Below are 17,173 nucleotides of genomic sequence, written 5' to 3'. Positions count from 1 at the left end.
CGAACATTCCAAGGTTTCACACACGAGACGAGGAGTTCATCAAGCCATGAGCACTGTATCAAGCATGGGCGAGCTGGGTGTCACGCGGGGAGACCTCTTGCCCAAGGGGACGGATCAGCCGGACCGAACGCAGATCCCCATCGACTCGAAGCTCCGCTTCATCGAGACGAGCAACGGGAACCCGCTCCTCCAGGTGGCCGTGACGGGCGTGACGCCCCCCGGCGGATTCACGGCGAAGACCGAGTACTGGTCGAGGCTCAGCCCCTTCAAGTCGAGGGCGATCACCCTGGTCTCGTTCGGGTTCACGAACCGCCCGGGAACGCCGGACTACCCCAAGGAGTTCCGGGACTGGCTCGTCGGGGGCAGCGTCCTCTCGACGGGCCAGGAGGCGTCGGGGCAGCAGTGGACTCAGGGCATCTACCAGCCGACCTCTCCGGCCAGCGCGCTCTACTGGGCCGTCGATCCCGACGGGCCGCTCGGGCGCCGGATCGCCCTCCTCGTGGAGCTCGGCAGCGCCGGCGAGCTGCGCAACGCGATCTGGTACAAGATGGAGCGGCCCCAGAACGGCCTCATCTTCCAGCACACCCCGAGCAAGGTGAACTTCACGCAGGTGTTCGTGGGGGATACGCCGTCGAGCGATCCGCGCGACATCGACCCTCAGAGCGCCTGGTACCATTACCATGGCGTGATGAGGCCCGCGTGAGCGGCCCGCTCGCTTGACGCTTCGCCCGGGGGCGCCGCCTCAAGCGCACCCGGGCAGGCCTCCAGTGCAGGCGGCGGAGCGCTGAGGCGCTCACCCCGGCGCCGGGCGCGCCAGCCGGAACCCGATCCCCCCGAAGCGATCCCCGGGCTTGCCCGCGAAGCGCCCCGCCGCGCGGCAGAGGTTCGGCGACGTCGACCACGCGCCGCCCCGCGCCGCGCGGAAATCCGCGTCGCCGTCGTCGGCGGGATCGAGCAGCACGATCCCCGCTTCGGTCCGCGCCCCCTCGCGCTTCCACGCGTTGATGCACCAGTCGCGCACATTGCCCGCCGCGCCGCGCAGCCCATAAGGGCTCTCGTCCTGCGGGAAGTCGTCGACGGGCCGCCGGCCGGCGACGCCCTCATGGCTGCCCAGCATGCAACCCCAGGTCGGCTCCAGGAAATCACCCCAGGGCATGCACCGGCCGTCGGCGCCCCGCGCCGCCTTCTCCCATTCAAGCTCGTTCAGGAGGCGCCACGGCGCGCCCGTCCCGGCGGCGTACCACGCCGCATAACGCATCGCCGCCCGCCAGTGGACGAACGCGACGGCCATCCGCGGCTCCTCCTGGACGTCGGTCGGAATGCACCCGAGCCGAAAACGGCCGTCGTCTCCCCGCTCGAACCGGAGCGAGTCCGGGCTCGATCCCGAGGCGGCGCGGCCGAGCGAGAGGCGCGGGCAGCACTCGAGGGCCTCGGCTTCCCGCCCGCTCGCGACGAGCGCGTTGAGGAAGGTGAGGTACTCGGCATTGGTGACCGGGTGCCTCCGGACGATGAAGCCATCGCACCAGAGCCGCGTCCGCGGGAGGCTGTCCCCCGCGTCCGGATCGCCGCCGGCGAGGAACCAGCCGGCCGGCACGTAGAGGTCGTCCTCGCCGAGCTCGCCGAGGCGAAGGAGGCGCACCGGGTGGGCCCCTTCCCCGCCTGGCCGGACGCCGTCCCAGCGCCGCCCGCGCTCGATGAGCACGGGATAACACGCGTCGTGGTGCCCCGGCGCGCGCAGCGTGAGCAGGTAGCTGCCGCGCGGGAGCGCCACCGCGAGCAGGGGCGTGGGGCCGAGCTCGCGCGCGAGCTCGGGCACGAGCCTCCGGTCGCGCTCGACGTAGCGGTGGAGGGAGACCTGCGCCCCCTCGGGCACGGTCGCCAGCGTGAGCGCCCCGTCGCCGGCGAGCAGCACCGCATGGCGCCCGCGGTCGTGCTGCCGGAGGAGCGCCTCGGCGCGCGCCGCGCCCCGCGGATCCCGCGCCTCCTCGGCCAGGGCGAGCTCCTCGGCGTAGTGGTCGGCCAGCGCCTCGTGCGCCTCGCGGAGATCCGGCGCCTCGTTCAGCGCCGAGCGGAGGACCTGCATCCACTCGACCTGGCCGAGCGACGCCTCCCGCTCCAGGCGCTCCGCCTCGTCCTCGATCCTCCACCCGCGCGCCTTCTGCTCGGCCGGATCGAACGAGCTCAGGCCGTCGAGGATCGCCCGCGCCTCGTCGCGCAGCGCCCGGGCGCGCGCCCGCGTCGCCTCGATCTCCGGCCGGATCGCGCGGGCCCTGTCCACGATCGCGAGCGCGCGCTCGCGCCGCCGCGCGCCGTCGAGCCAGCTCCGGACGTCGGCCGCGAGCGCGGCCGCGTCCGGGTGGCGAGCCTCCGGGGCGAGCGCCATCGCGCGGGCGCAGATCGCCGCGAGCTCCGCGGGCACCTCGTGGGGGGCGCTCGCCTCGACCGGCCTGAGCCCGCCGGTGAGGAGCGCGCTCCAGATGGCCGCGGGCTGGCCGCCGTAAGGGTGGCGGCCGGCGAGGACCTCATAGAGCACGACGCCGAGCGCGTAGACGTCGCTCGCCGCGCCGAGGCGATCGCCCTCGCCTCGCGCCTGCTCCGGGGCCATGTAGAGCAGCGTGCCCAGCACCTCGCCGGGCTGCGTGAGCGGGGCCGCCTCGATCACGTCCGCCTCGCCCACGGCCCCGGGCGACCCGCGCAGCGGCGCGGCGGGCCGCGCGAGGCCCCAGTCCATCACCAGGACCTCGCCGAACTCGCCGATCATCACGTTGGCGGGCTTGAGGTCGCGGTGCATCACGCCGCGGCTGTGCGCGTACGCCACGGCCTCGCAGACGCGGAGGAACGTGTCGACCGCCCGCCGCAGCGCGACGGGCGAGAGGCTCCCGCCGCCGGCCGCGTACGCCTCGGCGATCACCTCGCCGAACGTGCGCCCGCGGACCTCCTTCATCGTGAACCACAGCCGCCCGTCGGCGAGCTCGCCGCACTCGTGCACCGGCACGATCCCCGGGTGCTGGAGCGCCGCGGTCAGGCGCGCCTCGGCGAGGAAGCGGGCGCGATCGGGCGTCGCGTCGCGGGCATCGGACGACTGGATCTTCATCGCGAGCACGCGCCCCAGGATGCGATCGCGCACGCGGCGCACCTCGCCCATGCCCCCGCGCCCGATGCAGCCGAGATCCTCGTAGCGCTCCTCCGCGGACAGGCGCTCGGGGGCCGTGACGGAGATGGGCGGCTGCTCGGGCGCCGTGGCGCCCGGGGTCTCGCGCAGCCTGAACGTGACGTCCGACGCGGCGCCGGCCGGCGGCGCGCTGCCCGACTCGATCGCGTCGGGCGCGCCGCATGCGGGCTGCGTCAGCGCCATCCGCTCGCGCTCGCTGAAGCTCATGCGTCGTCCACTCCGCGGATCGCGCCGGGGAGCTCCCCAGGGCCGAGGTCCGCGCCGACTCTATCGTCCGGGCGCGCCGGGCTCAACCCGACAGGCGCTGTAAGGCCCGATTTTCGCCCCCATTGAGTCTATCCTCTCGCAAGCGATCGTTCTTCGCAAGACTGGTTCTTCGCGAACGTGGATCCACCTTGTCCGCCCCGCTGCGCCGACCCGGACCGAGGCGCGGCGGCCCCCGGAGGACTCCATGAGCGACGTCACCATCCTCTTCGGAAGACCCCATGTCCCTCAGTTTGCCGATGATCGCTTCGAGATCGACGTGCTGGCCGCCGAGGAGCTCGGCATCGAGTCTTACGCGATCCCGCTCGACCCCGTCGTGAATGGCGAGCCTGAGCGCGCTTTGCGCCGGCTGCCAAGGCCCCGGTACCGGACGTGGCTCTACCGGGGGTGGATGTTGAGTGAAGAAGAATACACGGGCCTGTACGAGGCCATGCAGGACCGCGGCGAGGAGCTCGTCGTCGATCCGGAGAGCTTCGCCGAGGCGATGTACATGCCCAATTACGTCCCGCTGCTCGGCGACAAGACGGCGCCCACGCGGTGGACCGAAGGCGAAGACGTCCGGGAAGCGTGGGAGGCGGCCCTGGAGCTCGGGCCGCCGCCGTGGGTGGTCAAGGACCACGTGAAATCGGTCAAGGAGCTCTGGCATCGTGCCTGTTTCGTGCCCGAGGGCGCCACGTACGACGATTTCGCCGAGGTGTGCGAGAAGATCCTGGAGCTCCGCGGGGACCGCTTCGAGCGGGGGTTCGTCGTGAGAAAGTACCTCGACCTCGCGACGCTGCCCGGCTGGGCGCCCGGCCAGCGCCGCGTGACCGACGAGCACCGCCTCGTGTTCTGGGAGGGGCGGCTGGTGGCGCACGCGCCCTATTACGACGTGGACTCGACGCTCGAGGATCCGGGCCAATTCGCCCATCTCGGGCAGGTCATCGGCTCCCCGTTCTTCACGGCGGACGTGGCCCGGCTCGAGCGCGGTGGAACCACGGTGATCGAGATCAACGACGGCGGCTGTTCGGTCTTCCCCGAGCAGATGGATCCGCGCGACTTCTACGGGGCGGTGCTGGGCTGAGGCGCCGGCGGTAGTGGAGTGAACCCTCCGCCCACGCGGGTCGCGAGGACTCACACGGCGCGCGCCGTCGCGGCCGCTCGCCCGGGCTCAGCTCACCCGCCGAAGGCGGATGGCTTGTGATGCCGCCCCCGGCGGGAGGGGCGCGACGTCGGGCGTCGCGTCGAGGAGCGGGCGCGACGCCGGGCTTGGCAGGTGGCGTGGGTACTCCGCGAGGCGGTGCGGGGCGGGTTCGGGTAATATCGCCTCCCATGGGTCCAGCAGTGTTCCCGGAGGCAGGGGCCGTGTTCGCAAGCAGCTACCGTGTCCTGCGGCCGCTCGGGGGAGGAGGGATGGGCGCCGTCTACGTCGTCGAGCACATCACGACGGGGGCGCAGCGAGCTCTCAAGATCCTCCGGCGGGAGCTCTGCGGCGACGAGCGCCTCGTCCGCCTCTTCCAGCAGGAGGCCCGGATCGGCCACCGCATCTCGAGCGATCATGTGGTCGACGTCATCGACGCCGGCGTCGCGGAGGGGACTCCATGGCTCGTGATGGAACTGCTCCAGGGTGAGACTCTGGCAGAGCACGTGTGCCGCGCGGGGCCGCTTTCTCACGCCCGCGCTGCGGATATACTGGCGCAGGTCGCGCACGCGCTCGCGGCGGCGCACGCCGAGGGCGTCGTTCATCGTGACGTCAAGCCCGAGAACATCTTCATCGCCGCATCGAAGCGGCAGGGTGAGTCTCTGCTCGTCAAGCTGCTCGACTTCGGTGTGGCCAAGGTTATCGAAGAGGCCCGGCTGACGGGCACGCTCGTCGGCAGCCCGCTGTGGATGGCTCCTGAGCAGCTCACGGGAGCGCCCATCACCCCTTCCACCGACGTCTGGGCGCTCGGATTGCTCACCTTCTGGGTGCTAACCGGAACCACATACTGGTCGCTCGAGGATCGAGCGCTCCTGAGGCACCTGATCGAGGTAAGCCGTGAGGCGTCCATGCCTCCCCCGTCCGCCTGCGCCACGAGGAGCGGGCGCGCCGCGCTCCTGCCGCCGGGGTTCGACGCGTGGTTTACCCGCTGCGTCACGCCGTCCCCGCAGGCCCGCTTCGCCGAGGCGGGCGCCGCGTTCGACGCGCTCCGGAGCCTGCTCCGCGATCCGGGGGCGCCGGGCGCCGATCCGACAATTCGCGCAGCTTGTGGGCCGGGCTCGCGTCACCTCGACGGGCTGGAGGACACGATTTCAGGGATTGCCGCCGCGCCGACGGAGCAGGCGGACCGCCCGGCTTCGACGGGTGCCGGTGAGCGTGTCGCCGGAAGCGCGCGGCGCGACGCGCCTGTCGGCTATCTCGCGGCCCTCGAGAAAGACATCCGTCATCAACCGCTGGGCGTGGACCAGGAGGGCGCCGCGCTGCGCCTCCTCGAGGAGGTGTACGTCGAGCTCCGCATCGCCGACCGCCGGTATATCGAGCGCGCGGACCGCATGCCGCTCGAAGGGAAGCCGCAGACGCTCGAGCGCTTCCTCGACCTGCCGGCGCCGCGTTGCTTCAGCGTGCTCGGCGAGCCGGGAAGCGGCAAATCGACGCTGCTCAAGCACCTCGCGCTGGTGCGCGCGGAACGGAGCCGCGGCGAGCTCGAAGCGGGCCGCGATCCGGGGGCAGCCGCCATTCCGGTGCTCATCCGGCTCGCCGAGCTGGACGCGTCGGGCGAGGGGCTGATCGAGTACGTCGAGCGGACGCGCGGGCGCCTTGGGCTCCCGGCAGGTACCGGCGCGGCGCTCGCGGAGCAGGCGGCCGCGGGCCGGGTGCTCTTCCTTCTGGATGGGCTCGACGAGGTGCCGGGCGATCGCCTCGACGCGCTGCTCGCCCACGTGCGCCGCATCGCGGGCGAGCGCGCGTGGCTCGACGCCGGCTGCCGCGTGGTGGTGACGTCGCGCCCGTTCGGTTATCAGATGCCCGCGGCCCAGTTCGCGGCGCTCGAGCTGCTCCCGCTCACCGCGGCAGCTCAGCGCCTCCTGCTCGACCACTGGCTATCCTCCCGCGAGATCAGCGCGGCGCAGATCGATCGCATCACAGCAGCCATCCAGTCGCAACAGAGCCTCCGGGCGCTCGCCGGCAATCCATTCCTGCTCACGCTGATGGCGCTCGTCGCGCTGGAACCGCTCCGCACCGGCGCGCCGATCGAGCTACCCGCACGCCGCGCGCAGCTCCTCGGCGAAGCGATCGATCACCTGCTCCGCGGCAGGCCCCGCGCGTCGCCGACTGCACCGCCGCTGCGCGAGAGGTCCCGCGTCCGGCAGACGCTGGAACAGGTCGCGCTCGACCTGCTCCGGCTCGGCGCAGGGCCATATGAGCTCGAGTGCGTCCTCGACGCTCTGCGCGCGAGCGACGCGTTCTCTCGGCTCGCGAAGGTGCGGCCCGCGTGGGACGATCCCGAGGCGCTGCTTGGAGACGTGGCGCAGGCGACCGGGATGATGGTCCCGGTCGACGCTGGCCGGTCGAGGTGGCGGTTCCAGCACCGCGCGCTGCAGGAGCGCCTCGCCGCAGCGGCGCTGCACAGCGCGGGCCCGCCAGCGTGGCAGGCGCTCGCGCGGCAGCTCGGGCGCGACTCCGCTGCGCTCGGGCAGTGGGCCGAGACGTTCGCGCTTCTTTCCGGTGAGCGAGGCGAGGAAGAGCGGCTCCTCCGCGATCTCGCCGATGTGAACCCGGACCTCGCGATCCGTGCGCTGGGCTCGGCCGGCGACGGCGCCGTGAGGCCAGAGACGCTGCTCGAGCTCGTGGGGCTAGAGGCGGCCCGCGACGCGTGGGAGAAGCGGCGCGATGTCATCCGCGAGCTCGCGGAGCGCCTCGGGCCGACCCGCGACGGTGTCGGCTTGTTGCGCCAGATCCGACGAGCGACGACCCACGGCGCGGACCTCTTCTTCGTTCGCGAAGCCCTGGAGTCCATCGCCCAGAAGGCGCCCGGTCCCGCGATCGCTGCAGCCGCCAGGGCGGAGCTCTCGTGCTTCTTCGATCATCTCGCAGAGCCGCCGGATCTGGGGCTGGAGCTCGTGGAGCTGCCGAACGGCGTGCGCCTGCCCTGCTGGTGCGAGGTGACGGGGCTAGGGCCGCCATTCAAGATCGGGCGCGTGCCCGTGACGAATGCGCTCTACGAGCGGTTCGATCCGGATCACCGCATCGAGCGCGAGTTCGTAGACCGGATTCCATCCTGCGAGCTCGACCAACATCCCGTGGTCAACGTGACCTGGTACGAGGCGGAGATGTTTTGCCTCTGGCTCGGCCAGCGAAACCCCGGTGTGCGGCTGCCATCGGAGGAGGAATGGGAATACGCTGCCACCCTGGGGACGGGCCGAGAGTTCCCTTGGGGACTGGAGGAGCCGACCCCGGATCTCGCCAACTTCGACGAGCACGTGGGTTGCACGACGCGCGTCGGTGCATACGCCAAAGGAGCTGGCCCGGTGGGCACGCTCGACCAGTCAGGCAATGTGTGGGAGTGGTGCCTCGACGCCTGGGATTCCGAGGTGCAGGCGAGGCGACGAGCCTTCACGCAGGAGGGTGCCCACATTGACACGGCGACAGACACGGACATGGGCACCAGCGATGTCGTGCGGGTCGTTCGAGGTGGCTCCTGGGCGCGCAGCCCTGGTTTCCTGGCCGCGCGCTTCCGTTTTGGGGAGTGGGCCTGGTACCGGCACAACGGCCTCGGCTTCCGGTGTTTGATGCCGGCGGGTTGACCTGACGTGCGCCTCGACGCCTCGGCCGCACGCGAAGGCCTGTGAATGGGGCCAACGAGAGCGGTCTCGGCTTGAGCCGGCGCGCGCCTGCCAGGAGCTCCGTTCACTCGCGCGTCGTCAGCCGGTGATCGGGCTCCGTCATGTGGATGCCACCATGCACTTGTGCATCGAGACCGCGTGATTCGGCTCCAACGCCTTGTCATCTAGTTGATGGCTCGGCCGAACCTGCTCTCGGGCAAACAGGGGACGTCGACGCACCGCTCTTGGCGACCTGCTGGTGCTCGAGACGCGCGGGACAAGCCGACAGACGGCTCGCTCAGGAAAGATAGAGCGCAACGACGCTTCCGAAGAATGCCAGCATGCAGATCGCAACCCGCAGCCTGTGCCAGTCACCCCAGCGCTCAAGCTCCACCGGCAGGTCCTTGGGGTCGATGGTCGCCTGCGCAAAGGCGTCGTTGGCGCGCTTGAAATAACTGAAATAGATCGCGACCAGCGAATTCGCCAGCACAGCAACCACCGTCGACACCCACACAGCCCTGCTGGCAGCCAACCAGGCAAAGACGGCAGCGACCAGCGCGGCGGCAGGAGTCACCGCCGTGATGGGCGCAAAGAAGCGAAACAGGCGCGGCGCGTACTGGGGATGCAGACGATAGAACTCTTCAGCGTTCAGGGTCTTCCAGTAGGGCACCAGCAAGGCGCCTTCAGCCCAGAGCGCTCCTGCCAGCAAGCCCAGCAGCACCACGCTCACGACCAGACAAATCTCAAACAAGAGGTTCATTCCGGTCTCGCAAGAATCATGTCATTCGCGAACATGAGCCACGCGCGGCCCGCCAGGGACCGCGGAGCAGCCATCAGGAGCGCGCCGGCAAGATAGCTGCCCCGGCGCGGGAGCATGAGGGTCAGGGAGCGGCGCCATGGTCGGCCTCGACGATGCCCGAGACCGCGAAGCGTGTCGAGGCCCACCTCGTCGTGAATGGCGACCCGGAGCGACGAACCCCCTCCACGGGGGCCGGGCAGTTCGGCACGACCTCGCGCAACAACGGGCGAGCTCGGGCGCCGCCGCCTCAGGTTGGCATCAACAGGCTGCGCGCCTCGGTGCGCAGCACGACGGCCTGTCCCAGGCTCTGGATGGCCTCGGCCGGCACATCGAGGAACCCCGCGTGGAGGAGGCTGCGCTGGACGCCGAGGGCGTCGGCCACCTCGGAGCGGAGCTTGACCCGCACCCCGGCGAGCTTGAACGAGTCGCTGTCGAGGTAGAGCTGCTCCACCTCGCCGATGACGCTCCCCTGGGCGTCAACCACCGAGTGCCCCCGCACATCCTGCTCGTACGTCAATCGCATGGTGCTTGCTCCGCGCGGAGCGAAGCACGACGCAGGCCACCCGGCCGCCGCCACGCCGTATCTCTCGCACGCACCGCGGCGAGCACGCCTTGATCAGCCCTCGACCTCGGCCGGGCTCGGCGGGCCCGCCGAAGGTGCGTCCAGAGCGATGGGCGCCGGCAGCCTAGCTGCGCAGCGCGGCCGTCGCCTGGGGCCGAAGCGCGGGGCGCGGACGCAGCGCGGGGCGCGGGCGCTTGGCCATCTCGGCCTTCTTGGGCACGGACGGCCTCGCGTCGGCTCTCCAGGGCTGGAACCGCTCGTCCTTCCACATCACGAGGCCGCCCGAGAGGGGCGCCTCGGGACCCGCGTCGTCCTCGGACCGCAACCAGACGAGGGGGCGCGCCTCGAAGACGGGCTGCGTGCACGCGATGTCCTCGAACGCCGCGGACCAGGAGCCGGTGTTCCCGAAGAACACTCCGTCTTCCCAGCTCCCCTCCGGGTTGTGGGTGTGCCCGAAGATCACGGCCTTGGCGCCGTGCGCCCCGGCCACGGACCGCGCCGCACGGTTCACGCCCTGCCAGACCGCGTCGAGCGTGGGCTTCGGGACCGCGCACTCATACGCGACGAGGAGCGTCGGCGCGAGCAGCGCCGCCGCCGCGAGCCCTCCCGGCATCCAGCACAGGCACGCGAGCGCCGCGAGGATCCCGATCGCCGCGAGCCCGAGGCGATCCAGCCAGAGCTCGCGGGCCACACGGCCGAGGCAGTCCTCGGCCGGCCGCGCGAACAGCCGCGCGTGCTTGACCACGGCGGGGAAAGGCGCGCCCGTCTCACGGGCGGCCGCGGCGAGGTCCGCACGCCGGAGCGCCCGGCGGCTCGGGTCACGCCGGCGCACGAGCTCGATCATCGTGCGCAGCGCGCCCACGCCGAAGGCGAAGACGAGGGAGCGGCCAGTGAACAGGTAGTACCGCATCCAGTGAGAGAGATAGCCGAAGCCGGAGAGCATGAACGACGAGTCGACGTGCGGGTTGAAGTACCCCATGCGCGACACGAGCAGGCGGCTCACGAGCGAGCCCATCGTCGGCTGGATCTCCCCCAGATTCCGGCCGAACGGCGCCATCGGGTAGCGATAACAGCAGTACGAGTCGTACTGATTGCCGTGCTCGATGATGACGCCGTCGTGCGTGCGGTGGAACCAGGCGCGGAAGGCCACCCGCGCCGCGAGCGCCGCGCGGAGGTCCTCGGTCGAGCCCGCGGGGAGGCCACCCTCCCGGGTGGAGAGCTCGTGCATGGCCGCGTCCACGACGCTCCGCTGCACCGCCTCGCGCACCTCGGGCAGCGTGAGCTGGATGTCGTGGTTGCCCGCCACGAAGACCGCGGTGTGCCCGTCCGCGACGATCCGGCCGACCGCCGCGACGAACACCGGGTGATCGCGCAGGATGGCCTCCATCGCCGGCACGGCGTGCTCGGCCGTGCGCGGCAGGTCGTGGACCACGCTCTCGTTGCCGATCACCCGAGGCGCATCCAGGTCGAAGATGTCGCCGTTCAGGACCAGCGTTAGCTCGTCGCGCTCCGCGCCGAGCCCCCCGGAGCCGCCCGCCCCCCTCCGGACCTCTCCCCGGAGCGCGTCGAGCATCGCCGCAATCTCCCCGTCCGGGGAGTACGGCGCCTGCCGATAGCGCATCCAGAGACCGTCGGACGGCTCGAGCTCACATAGATGGATGTCTGAGATAGCCACCGTGTGATGCATCGGCGGGAAAACTGACATGAGCACGTCTCCACGCCAGCCACAGGACCGTCAAGACTTGGTGTCACCGGGCGTGGAGAGCGCCCTGCTGCAGTGCGCCCGGAGCGTGATCCAAAGCGCAAACACGCTCAGCACACCTGTTCGCCACGGTGCATTCCCGTGAATGTCGCGCGCTCGCCACAAGCGAACTCAGAAAGATCGAGCAGGAAGCGCATTGAGATCTCGGCTCCTGGATTCTCACCAAGAGAGCCACTGACCGAGCGGACCCCATCTGGTTGGGGCTCAGTCGCACCAGAACACATGATGTTGTGGTCCCCCCCGGACGCAGCGAAGCCCTGGCGAGCTCGGCGAGCGGCCCCATCTTTCCTGGGCGGTCGCCGGCGCGATGTTCCGTCCGGGGGCGCGCGAGCCCTGGGGGCGCCGGCCTCTGGTACGATGCACACTGGCGGAGCGAGGTGGACGCAAACCATACTCGCTGGACGGACCGCTGAGCCCGTGTGGTGTTCCGCGGGGGGAGCTCCGCGACAGAGAGGTGACCATGTCGACCCATTTCATCGACGGCAGCTGGGTGACCGGCGCGGGCGAGCCGTTCGCGAGCCGGAACCCCGTGACGCAGGCGATCGTCTTCGAGGGGCGCGCCGCGAGCGAGGAGCAGGTCGACGCGGCCGTGGCGGCGGCGCGCGGCGCGTTCGCTGCGTGGCGCGATCGCGGCCTGGAGGAGCGGGCGGCGCTGGTGAAGCGGTTCGCCGGTCTCCTGGGCGAGCACAAGGCCCGGCTCGCGGACGTGATCGGGCTGGAGACGGGCAAGCCGCGCTGGGAGGCGCTCACCGAGGTCCAGACGATGATCGGCAAGATCGACGTGTCGCTGATGGCCTGGCGTGAGCGGACGGGCGAGCGTCAGGCCGAGGCGGGCGACGCGACGGCCGTGGTGCGGCACCGGCCGCACGGCGTGGTCGCTGTGCTCGGGCCGTACAACTTCCCGGGCCACCTGCCGAACGGCCACATCGTCCCGGCCTTGATCGCGGGCAATTGCGTTGTGTTCAAGCCCTCGGAGCTCACGCCGAGGGTCGCGGAGGAGACAGCGCGGCTCTGGCAGGAGGCGGGCATCCCGGCCGGGGTGCTCAACCTGGTCCAGGGGGGGAGGCGCACCGGCGTTGCGCTCGCCGGTCACCCGGGCATCGACGGCCTCTTCTTCACGGGCAGCTCCGGCACGGGCTCCGCGCTGCACCGGCAGCTGGCAGGTCAACCGGAGAAGATCCTCGCCCTGGAGATGGGCGGCAACAACCCGCTCATCGTCCAGGACGTCGCGAACACCGAGGCGGCGATACACCATATCCTTCAGTCGTCCTTCATCTCGGCGGGCCAGCGGTGTACGTGCGCGCGGCGGCTGCTCGTGCCGGCGACGCCAGAGGGCGACGCGCTGTTGGCGCGCCTGGTCGACGCGGCGTCCCAGCTCAAGGTGGGCAGGTACGACGACGCAGAGCAGCCCTTCATGGGCGCGGTGATCTCGCTCGCGGCGGCGGATCAGCTGCTCGCGGCGCAGGCGCGGCTGGTCTCGCTCGGCGGCGAGGTGCTGCTGGAGATGCGCCGGATCGAGGAGGGGACCGCGCTGCTCTCGCCCGGCATCCTCGATGTGTCGGCGATCAAGGAGCTCCCGGACGAGGAGCATTTCGGGCCGCTCGTGCAGGTGCAGCGCTACGAGAGCTTCGATGAGGCGCTCTCGCTGGCCAACCGCACGCGTTATGGGCTCGCGGCCGGGTTGATCTCGGATCGCAGGGAGCTCTATGAGCGGTTCTGGCGGGAATCCCGGGCGGGGATCGTCAACTGGAACAAACCGCTGACGGGGGCGTCGAGCGCGGCGCCGTTCGGTGGGGTCGGGAGCAGCGGGAACCACCGGCCGAGCGCGTATTATGCGGCGGACTACTGCGCGTATCCGGTCGCGGGGCTGGAGGCGGCGGCGGTGGCGCTGCCTGGGCAGCTGGCGCCGGGGATGCGGCTCAACAACTAGAACCAGGACCAGGGCGCAACGGCCGCCGGGGAGAGGGGAGGGGGCGCGCGGGGGTGAGGGGGCCCTTCCCGCGGACTCGCGCCTTGTGGTGGCTATGGCCGGCTGTACGGGAGAGGAAGATCTGGGGGCGACTGGCTGCGGAGCAGGCCGGCGCTCGGATCCGCGGGGCCCTTCCCCCTCTCACCCCCGCGCGCCCCCTCCCCTCTCCCCGGCGGCTCCAGGGTGGAACGGGCGGGTTGGATGACGATGGTTTGACAGGGGTCAGGAGGCGGAGCTCTGGGGGCCTAGCTCTATCGGGATGGCGGTGAGGCCGCGCATGCCGGGGTTCATGCGCCAGGTCAGCGGGCCAGGGGATAGCTCGGCGTCGGGGAAACGCCGGAGGAACGTGGAGATGGCAGCTTGGGCCTCGACCCGGGCGAGCGCGGAGCCGGCGCAGTAATGAACGCCCACGCCGAGCGAGATGTGACGGATGTCGGTGCGGCGGAAATCGAGCCGATCGGGGTCGGGGAACTGCGCGGGATCGCGGTTCGCCGCGCCGAGCACGAGGAAGGCGCGATCGCCCTTCGGGATCCGCACGCCGTCGAGCTCGATGTCGTCGAGCGCGACGCGGCTCATCCATTGCACCGGAGAGTCGTATCGGAGCAGCTCCTCCACCGCCGGGCCGATCAGGGACGGGGTGCCGCGCAGGGCATCGCGCTCGGAGCGGTGGCGGAGGAGCGCGAGCAGGCCATTGCCGATGAGGTTCTTCGTCGTCTCGTGGCCGCCGAAGAGCAACATGCAACATGTCGAGAGCAGCTCCTGCTCGCCGAGGATCGTGCCCTGCTCCTCCGCGATGATGAGCTGGCTGAGCAGGTCGTTGCCGGGGCTCTGCCGCCGAGCCGCGATCACGCCGCGGAAATAGTCCTCCAGCTCGGCCACGGCGCTCAGCGCGCCGCCCGCGATCTCCAGCGTCGGCCGGCCCGCGCCAAGGAAGCCGCTGAGCGCGTTGGACCAGCCCTTCAGCCGGTGCCGGTCCTCGACGGGGACACCGAGCACCTCGCCGATCACGAGCAGCGGCAAGAGGTCGCCGAGATCGCGGAGGACGTCCATCCGGCCCGTCGGGGCGACCGCGTCGAGCAGCTCGTTGACCAGCGTCTCCACCCGGGAGCGCAACCCCTCGACGAGCCGCGGCACGAACGCCTTGTTGATCAGCGAGCGGATGCGCGTGTGCTCCGGCGGGTCGAGCAGCAAGGCCCACGACGCCAGGTTGCGGCGCAAGGGCTCCAGCCGCTGCCGCACCTCATCAGGCAGCTTCGTCACGAAGGCGCTGGAGCGCTTCGCCGAGAGGCGCGGGTCACGGAAGCCCGCCGCAACCTGGTCGTAGCGGGTGATGAGCCAGCCGTTGTAAGCCGCGCTGAAGTACACGGGCGCTTCCTCGCGCAACCTGGCGTACACGGGGTACGGGTTCGCGAGGGTCTCCGGCGACTGGAGGCGAAAAGGATCGAGATCAGCGTCCGCCGCTGCATTGGCCGCGGGCGGTGCGTCGGGCTTCGGTGCGTCGGGCGAATTCATCGGGCCAGGGTACGACGGTCACGCCCGCTTGGGAACCGGCGCGACCGACGCCCGCCCCAGGCCGGCCTCCCCGCCAGCGCACGGGCGCGCGGCCGCCCTTGGCTACAGCGGCTTCCGCCCGCCTCTGCACCATGCCGATCAGAGCGGCGGTCTCCCGCACAGGAGACGGGCCCAGATCGGCGTTTTCGGCGCGCAAGCGCACTCCGGTGCGCTGAGCACCGAAAACGTCGAGGTGGGCCCGTATCCGAAGCGGGTGACCGTCGCTCTAGGCCCAGAGCTTGATTCCGCCGAGCAGGCCAGCGACGTTGTCCACCACGACGACGTTCTCGGGCAGCCGCGAGGCGTCGAGCAGGCGCGCGTTGCCGCCGCCGAGGTAGAGCTTGCGGTAATTGAAGATCGGCTCGACCTGCTCGATCATCTTGCGCACACGCTTGTTCCAGCGCTTCGGGCCGATGCGCTTGCACTCGGCGTCGAACACGCGGTCCTCGTACTTCAGGTCCCTCTTTCCATACGGGTGGTGCCCGAGCTCGAGGTTCGGCACGTACCGGCCGTCGATGTACAGGGCGCAGCCGAGCCCCGTGCCGAAGGTGAGCACCATCTCGAGCCCCTTGCCCTCGATGACGGCGAGCCCCTGAATGCCCGCGTCGTTGGCGACGCGGACAGGCTTGCCAAGGCGGCGCTCGACGGCCTCGCCGAGCGGGTAGCCCTTCCACTTCTCGTTGTCGAGGTGCGGCGCCGTCTTGGTCACGTTCTCCATCACCACGCCGGGGAAGCCGATCGAGACGCGATCGAACTCCCCCTGCGCGCGGGCGATCTCCTCGATGAGGTCGAGGATGGGGTCCGGCGAGGCCGGCTGGGGCGTCGGCACGCGCACGGGATCCGTCATCGGAGTCCCCTGCTCGTCGAGGATGGTGGCCTTGATCCCCGTTCCGCCGATATCGATACAAAGCGTGCGCATGATCCCTCTGTCTCCCCCCGGAGCTCTTCCTCCGGGGCCGCCGCGGATGCGCCCACGCGCCCGCGTTCGGGGCGGACATAATCTAGAGCTCTGGCTGCGCGTCAACAGGCGCCGCAACGGCGCACGCCTGAGCGGCCTACCACGCCCCCGGCGCGCGCCTTCTTGCGCACGCTCCCCTCGGCGCCTACGGGCGCGCACCCGCCCCTCGGTGCCCCGGCCGCCGCGCCGCCCGCCCCCGGGCGACGCTCAAGGCGAGCCGCAAGCGTCGCACGCGACGCTCGGCGGCGGCGCACCGTTTGCGAGCCCGTCGAGCCACTGCACGAGGCGCGCTCCATGCGACTCGATGGTGTAAAATTCCGGCCGCCAGAGGATGCAGTGCGCGGTGCCGACGGCAAGGAACGACCTGAAGTTCGGCGTCGATGCCTCGATTTCGGCGATCTCTGCCCTCATGGCGTCTGACCACGCCAGGGCGTCACCGCCGCCCATCGCGCTGAAGAAGAAGGCCTGGTCCTCATCATAGGCGGTGTTGTACTGCGACAGGCGCATGTCAGGGTAATGGGCGCCGATCTTCTCGTAGAGCACCGACAGCCGCGCGAGCTCGGCCGGGTCGAGGCCAGGTATCCATGTGGGATAAGCGCCCTCGGGCTTCCAGGAAGGAAGGCTGTCCCTGAAGAACGTCTCCGTGATGATCCCTGCCCCGCTGTCGGCGAACTCGATGACCGACGCGCTCTTGTAGTGCTCTCGCAGGTGCGCGGACCAGAGGATGGCGCCATACGCGCCCGCGCTGCAGCCCGTCACGAAGATCTTCTCTGGCGCGGGGACGTTCTCGTAGACCCAACCGAGCGCCGCGCGGACGTTGACGGCGCCCTTGTGCTGGATGGTGACGGCCTGGTCCCCCTCCCCATACGTGGCCACGTTGTCGCCCCAGTGGATGTCCCCGGTGCAATAGGGGATGTACACATGGTGCCAATCCTTGAAGGGGTTGTCCGGGTTCTCGTGATCGTAGATCCCGGTCGTCAGGGCGTCCTCGCCGACCGTCTCCTGGAAGAGCGCCCCCGCGAACGAGCACGTGGTTGCGTCCCAGCACGCTCCGCCGCCGCGGAACTCGACGATGAGGCGATTGACGGTGCCCGGACGGACGAAGTACTTGAAAGGATCACCGCGCGAGCACGTCGTCTCGCCGCCCGGCTCGATGGAGTTCCAGCCGGACGGCAGGCTCAGGATCCCGTCCCGTGGCTCGCTGCTCGTGTTTTCGTGCTCGGCGGACGTGCCACCACAGCCGAGGACAGCGAGCGGGCAGAGCAGGAGTTGAACCGGAAGGGGCGGAACGATCTTGAATCGCATGGAGAGCAGAGAATACCACTCCATGACGCGCGGGCATCATCCGCCGGTGACG

The 17,173-nt window shown here is 70.7% G+C and carries 11 protein-coding genes; 4 read left to right on the top strand and 7 right to left on the bottom strand.

Annotated elements, in window-relative coordinates; translation table 11 throughout:
- Positions 1-46 precede the first annotated feature (46 nt).
- Positions 47-703, top strand: a complete 657-nt coding sequence (locus tag WME79_RS03450) for a hypothetical protein (RefSeq protein WP_437531829.1) — start codon at positions 47-49, stop codon at positions 701-703.
- 90 nt (positions 704-793) lie between these two features.
- On the opposite strand, the gene WME79_RS03445 is transcribed toward WME79_RS03450, so the two are convergent.
- Entirely contained in the window at positions 794-3,379 is a 2,586-nt protein-coding gene (locus WME79_RS03445) for a protein kinase domain-containing protein (protein ID WP_437531827.1), read from the bottom strand.
- A 244-nt stretch (positions 3,380-3,623) separates the two neighbouring features.
- Between WME79_RS03445 and WME79_RS03440 the strand changes: the two genes are divergently transcribed.
- Positions 3,624-4,499, top strand: a complete 876-nt coding sequence (locus tag WME79_RS03440; RefSeq protein ID WP_437531824.1) for an ATP-grasp domain-containing protein — start codon at positions 3,624-3,626, stop codon at positions 4,497-4,499.
- Between the two features lie 197 nt (positions 4,500-4,696).
- Positions 4,697-8,197 (top strand): protein kinase domain-containing protein, encoded by a 3,501-nt coding sequence (locus WME79_RS03435; protein WP_437531821.1) that lies wholly within the window; start codon positions 4,697-4,699, stop codon positions 8,195-8,197.
- 316 nt (positions 8,198-8,513) lie between these two features.
- Here the strand turns inward: WME79_RS03435 and WME79_RS03430 are convergent, their stop codons facing one another.
- The 3 genes from WME79_RS03430 to WME79_RS03420 form a co-directional block, all read right to left on the bottom strand.
- Positions 8,514-8,975: a hypothetical protein gene (locus WME79_RS03430; RefSeq protein ID WP_437531818.1), complete on the bottom strand. Its 462-nt coding sequence runs from the start codon at positions 8,973-8,975 to the stop codon at positions 8,514-8,516.
- Positions 8,976-9,261: 286 nt separating this feature from the next.
- The gene (locus WME79_RS03425) at positions 9,262-9,537 is read right to left on the bottom strand and encodes a PRC-barrel domain-containing protein (protein ID WP_437531816.1); all 276 of its coding nucleotides are present in this window, start codon (positions 9,535-9,537) and stop codon (positions 9,262-9,264) included.
- Between the two features lie 163 nt (positions 9,538-9,700).
- Positions 9,701-11,197, bottom strand: coding sequence for a hypothetical protein (locus tag WME79_RS03420; RefSeq protein ID WP_437531813.1), 1,497 nt, complete (start codon positions 11,195-11,197; stop codon positions 9,701-9,703).
- Positions 11,198-11,798: 601 nt separating this feature from the next.
- Between WME79_RS03420 and astD the strand changes: the two genes are divergently transcribed.
- Complete coding sequence (gene astD / locus WME79_RS03415) at positions 11,799-13,268, top strand: succinylglutamate-semialdehyde dehydrogenase (RefSeq protein ID WP_437531810.1); 1,470 nt, start codon at positions 11,799-11,801, stop codon at positions 13,266-13,268.
- Positions 13,269-13,529: 261 nt separating this feature from the next.
- On the opposite strand, the gene WME79_RS03410 is transcribed toward astD, so the two are convergent.
- The 3 genes from WME79_RS03410 to WME79_RS03400 all read right to left on the bottom strand — a co-directional run bounded on the left by WME79_RS03410 (position 13,530) and on the right by WME79_RS03400 (position 17,145).
- Entirely contained in the window at positions 13,530-14,819 is a 1,290-nt protein-coding gene (locus WME79_RS03410; RefSeq protein WP_437531807.1) for a cytochrome P450, read from the bottom strand.
- Positions 14,820-15,084: 265 nt separating this feature from the next.
- Entirely contained in the window at positions 15,085-15,777 is a 693-nt protein-coding gene (locus WME79_RS03405) for an ROK family protein (protein WP_437531806.1), read from the bottom strand.
- Positions 15,778-16,023: 246 nt separating this feature from the next.
- Entirely contained in the window at positions 16,024-17,145 is a 1,122-nt protein-coding gene (locus WME79_RS03400) for a pectin acetylesterase-family hydrolase (protein WP_437531803.1), read from the bottom strand.
- Between the last annotated feature and the right edge of the window lie 28 nt (positions 17,146-17,173).

Source organism: Sorangium sp. So ce726 (assembly GCF_051521405.1).
GTDB lineage: Bacteria > Myxococcota_A > Polyangia > Polyangiales > Polyangiaceae > Sorangium.
The sequence above is the reverse complement of the archived record's forward strand: the minus strand, read 5'-3'. Positions and strand labels throughout refer to the sequence as shown.

Bases quoted from the DNA above. Each gene is read 5' to 3' on its own strand.
- WME79_RS03450 (WP_437531829.1), top strand. From the start codon at position 47: ATGAGCACTGTATCAAGCATGGGCGAGCTGGGTGTCACGCGGGGAGAC.
- WME79_RS03445 (WP_437531827.1), bottom strand. From the start codon at position 3,379: ATGAGCTTCAGCGAGCGCGAGCGGATGGCGCTGACGCAGCCCGCATGC.
- WME79_RS03440 (WP_437531824.1), top strand. From the start codon at position 3,624: ATGAGCGACGTCACCATCCTCTTCGGAAGACCCCATGTCCCTCAGTTT.
- WME79_RS03430 (WP_437531818.1), bottom strand. From the start codon at position 8,975: ATGAACCTCTTGTTTGAGATTTGTCTGGTCGTGAGCGTGGTGCTGCTG.
- WME79_RS03425 (WP_437531816.1), bottom strand. From the start codon at position 9,537: ATGCGATTGACGTACGAGCAGGATGTGCGGGGGCACTCGGTGGTTGAC.
- WME79_RS03420 (WP_437531813.1), bottom strand. From the start codon at position 11,197: ATGCGCTATCGGCAGGCGCCGTACTCCCCGGACGGGGAGATTGCGGCG.
- astD (WP_437531810.1), top strand. From the start codon at position 11,799: ATGTCGACCCATTTCATCGACGGCAGCTGGGTGACCGGCGCGGGCGAG.
- WME79_RS03410 (WP_437531807.1), bottom strand. From the start codon at position 14,819: ATGAATTCGCCCGACGCACCGAAGCCCGACGCACCGCCCGCGGCCAAT.
- WME79_RS03405 (WP_437531806.1), bottom strand. From the start codon at position 15,777: ATGCGCACGCTTTGTATCGATATCGGCGGAACGGGGATCAAGGCCACC.
- WME79_RS03400 (WP_437531803.1), bottom strand. From the start codon at position 17,145: ATGGAGTGGTATTCTCTGCTCTCCATGCGATTCAAGATCGTTCCGCCC.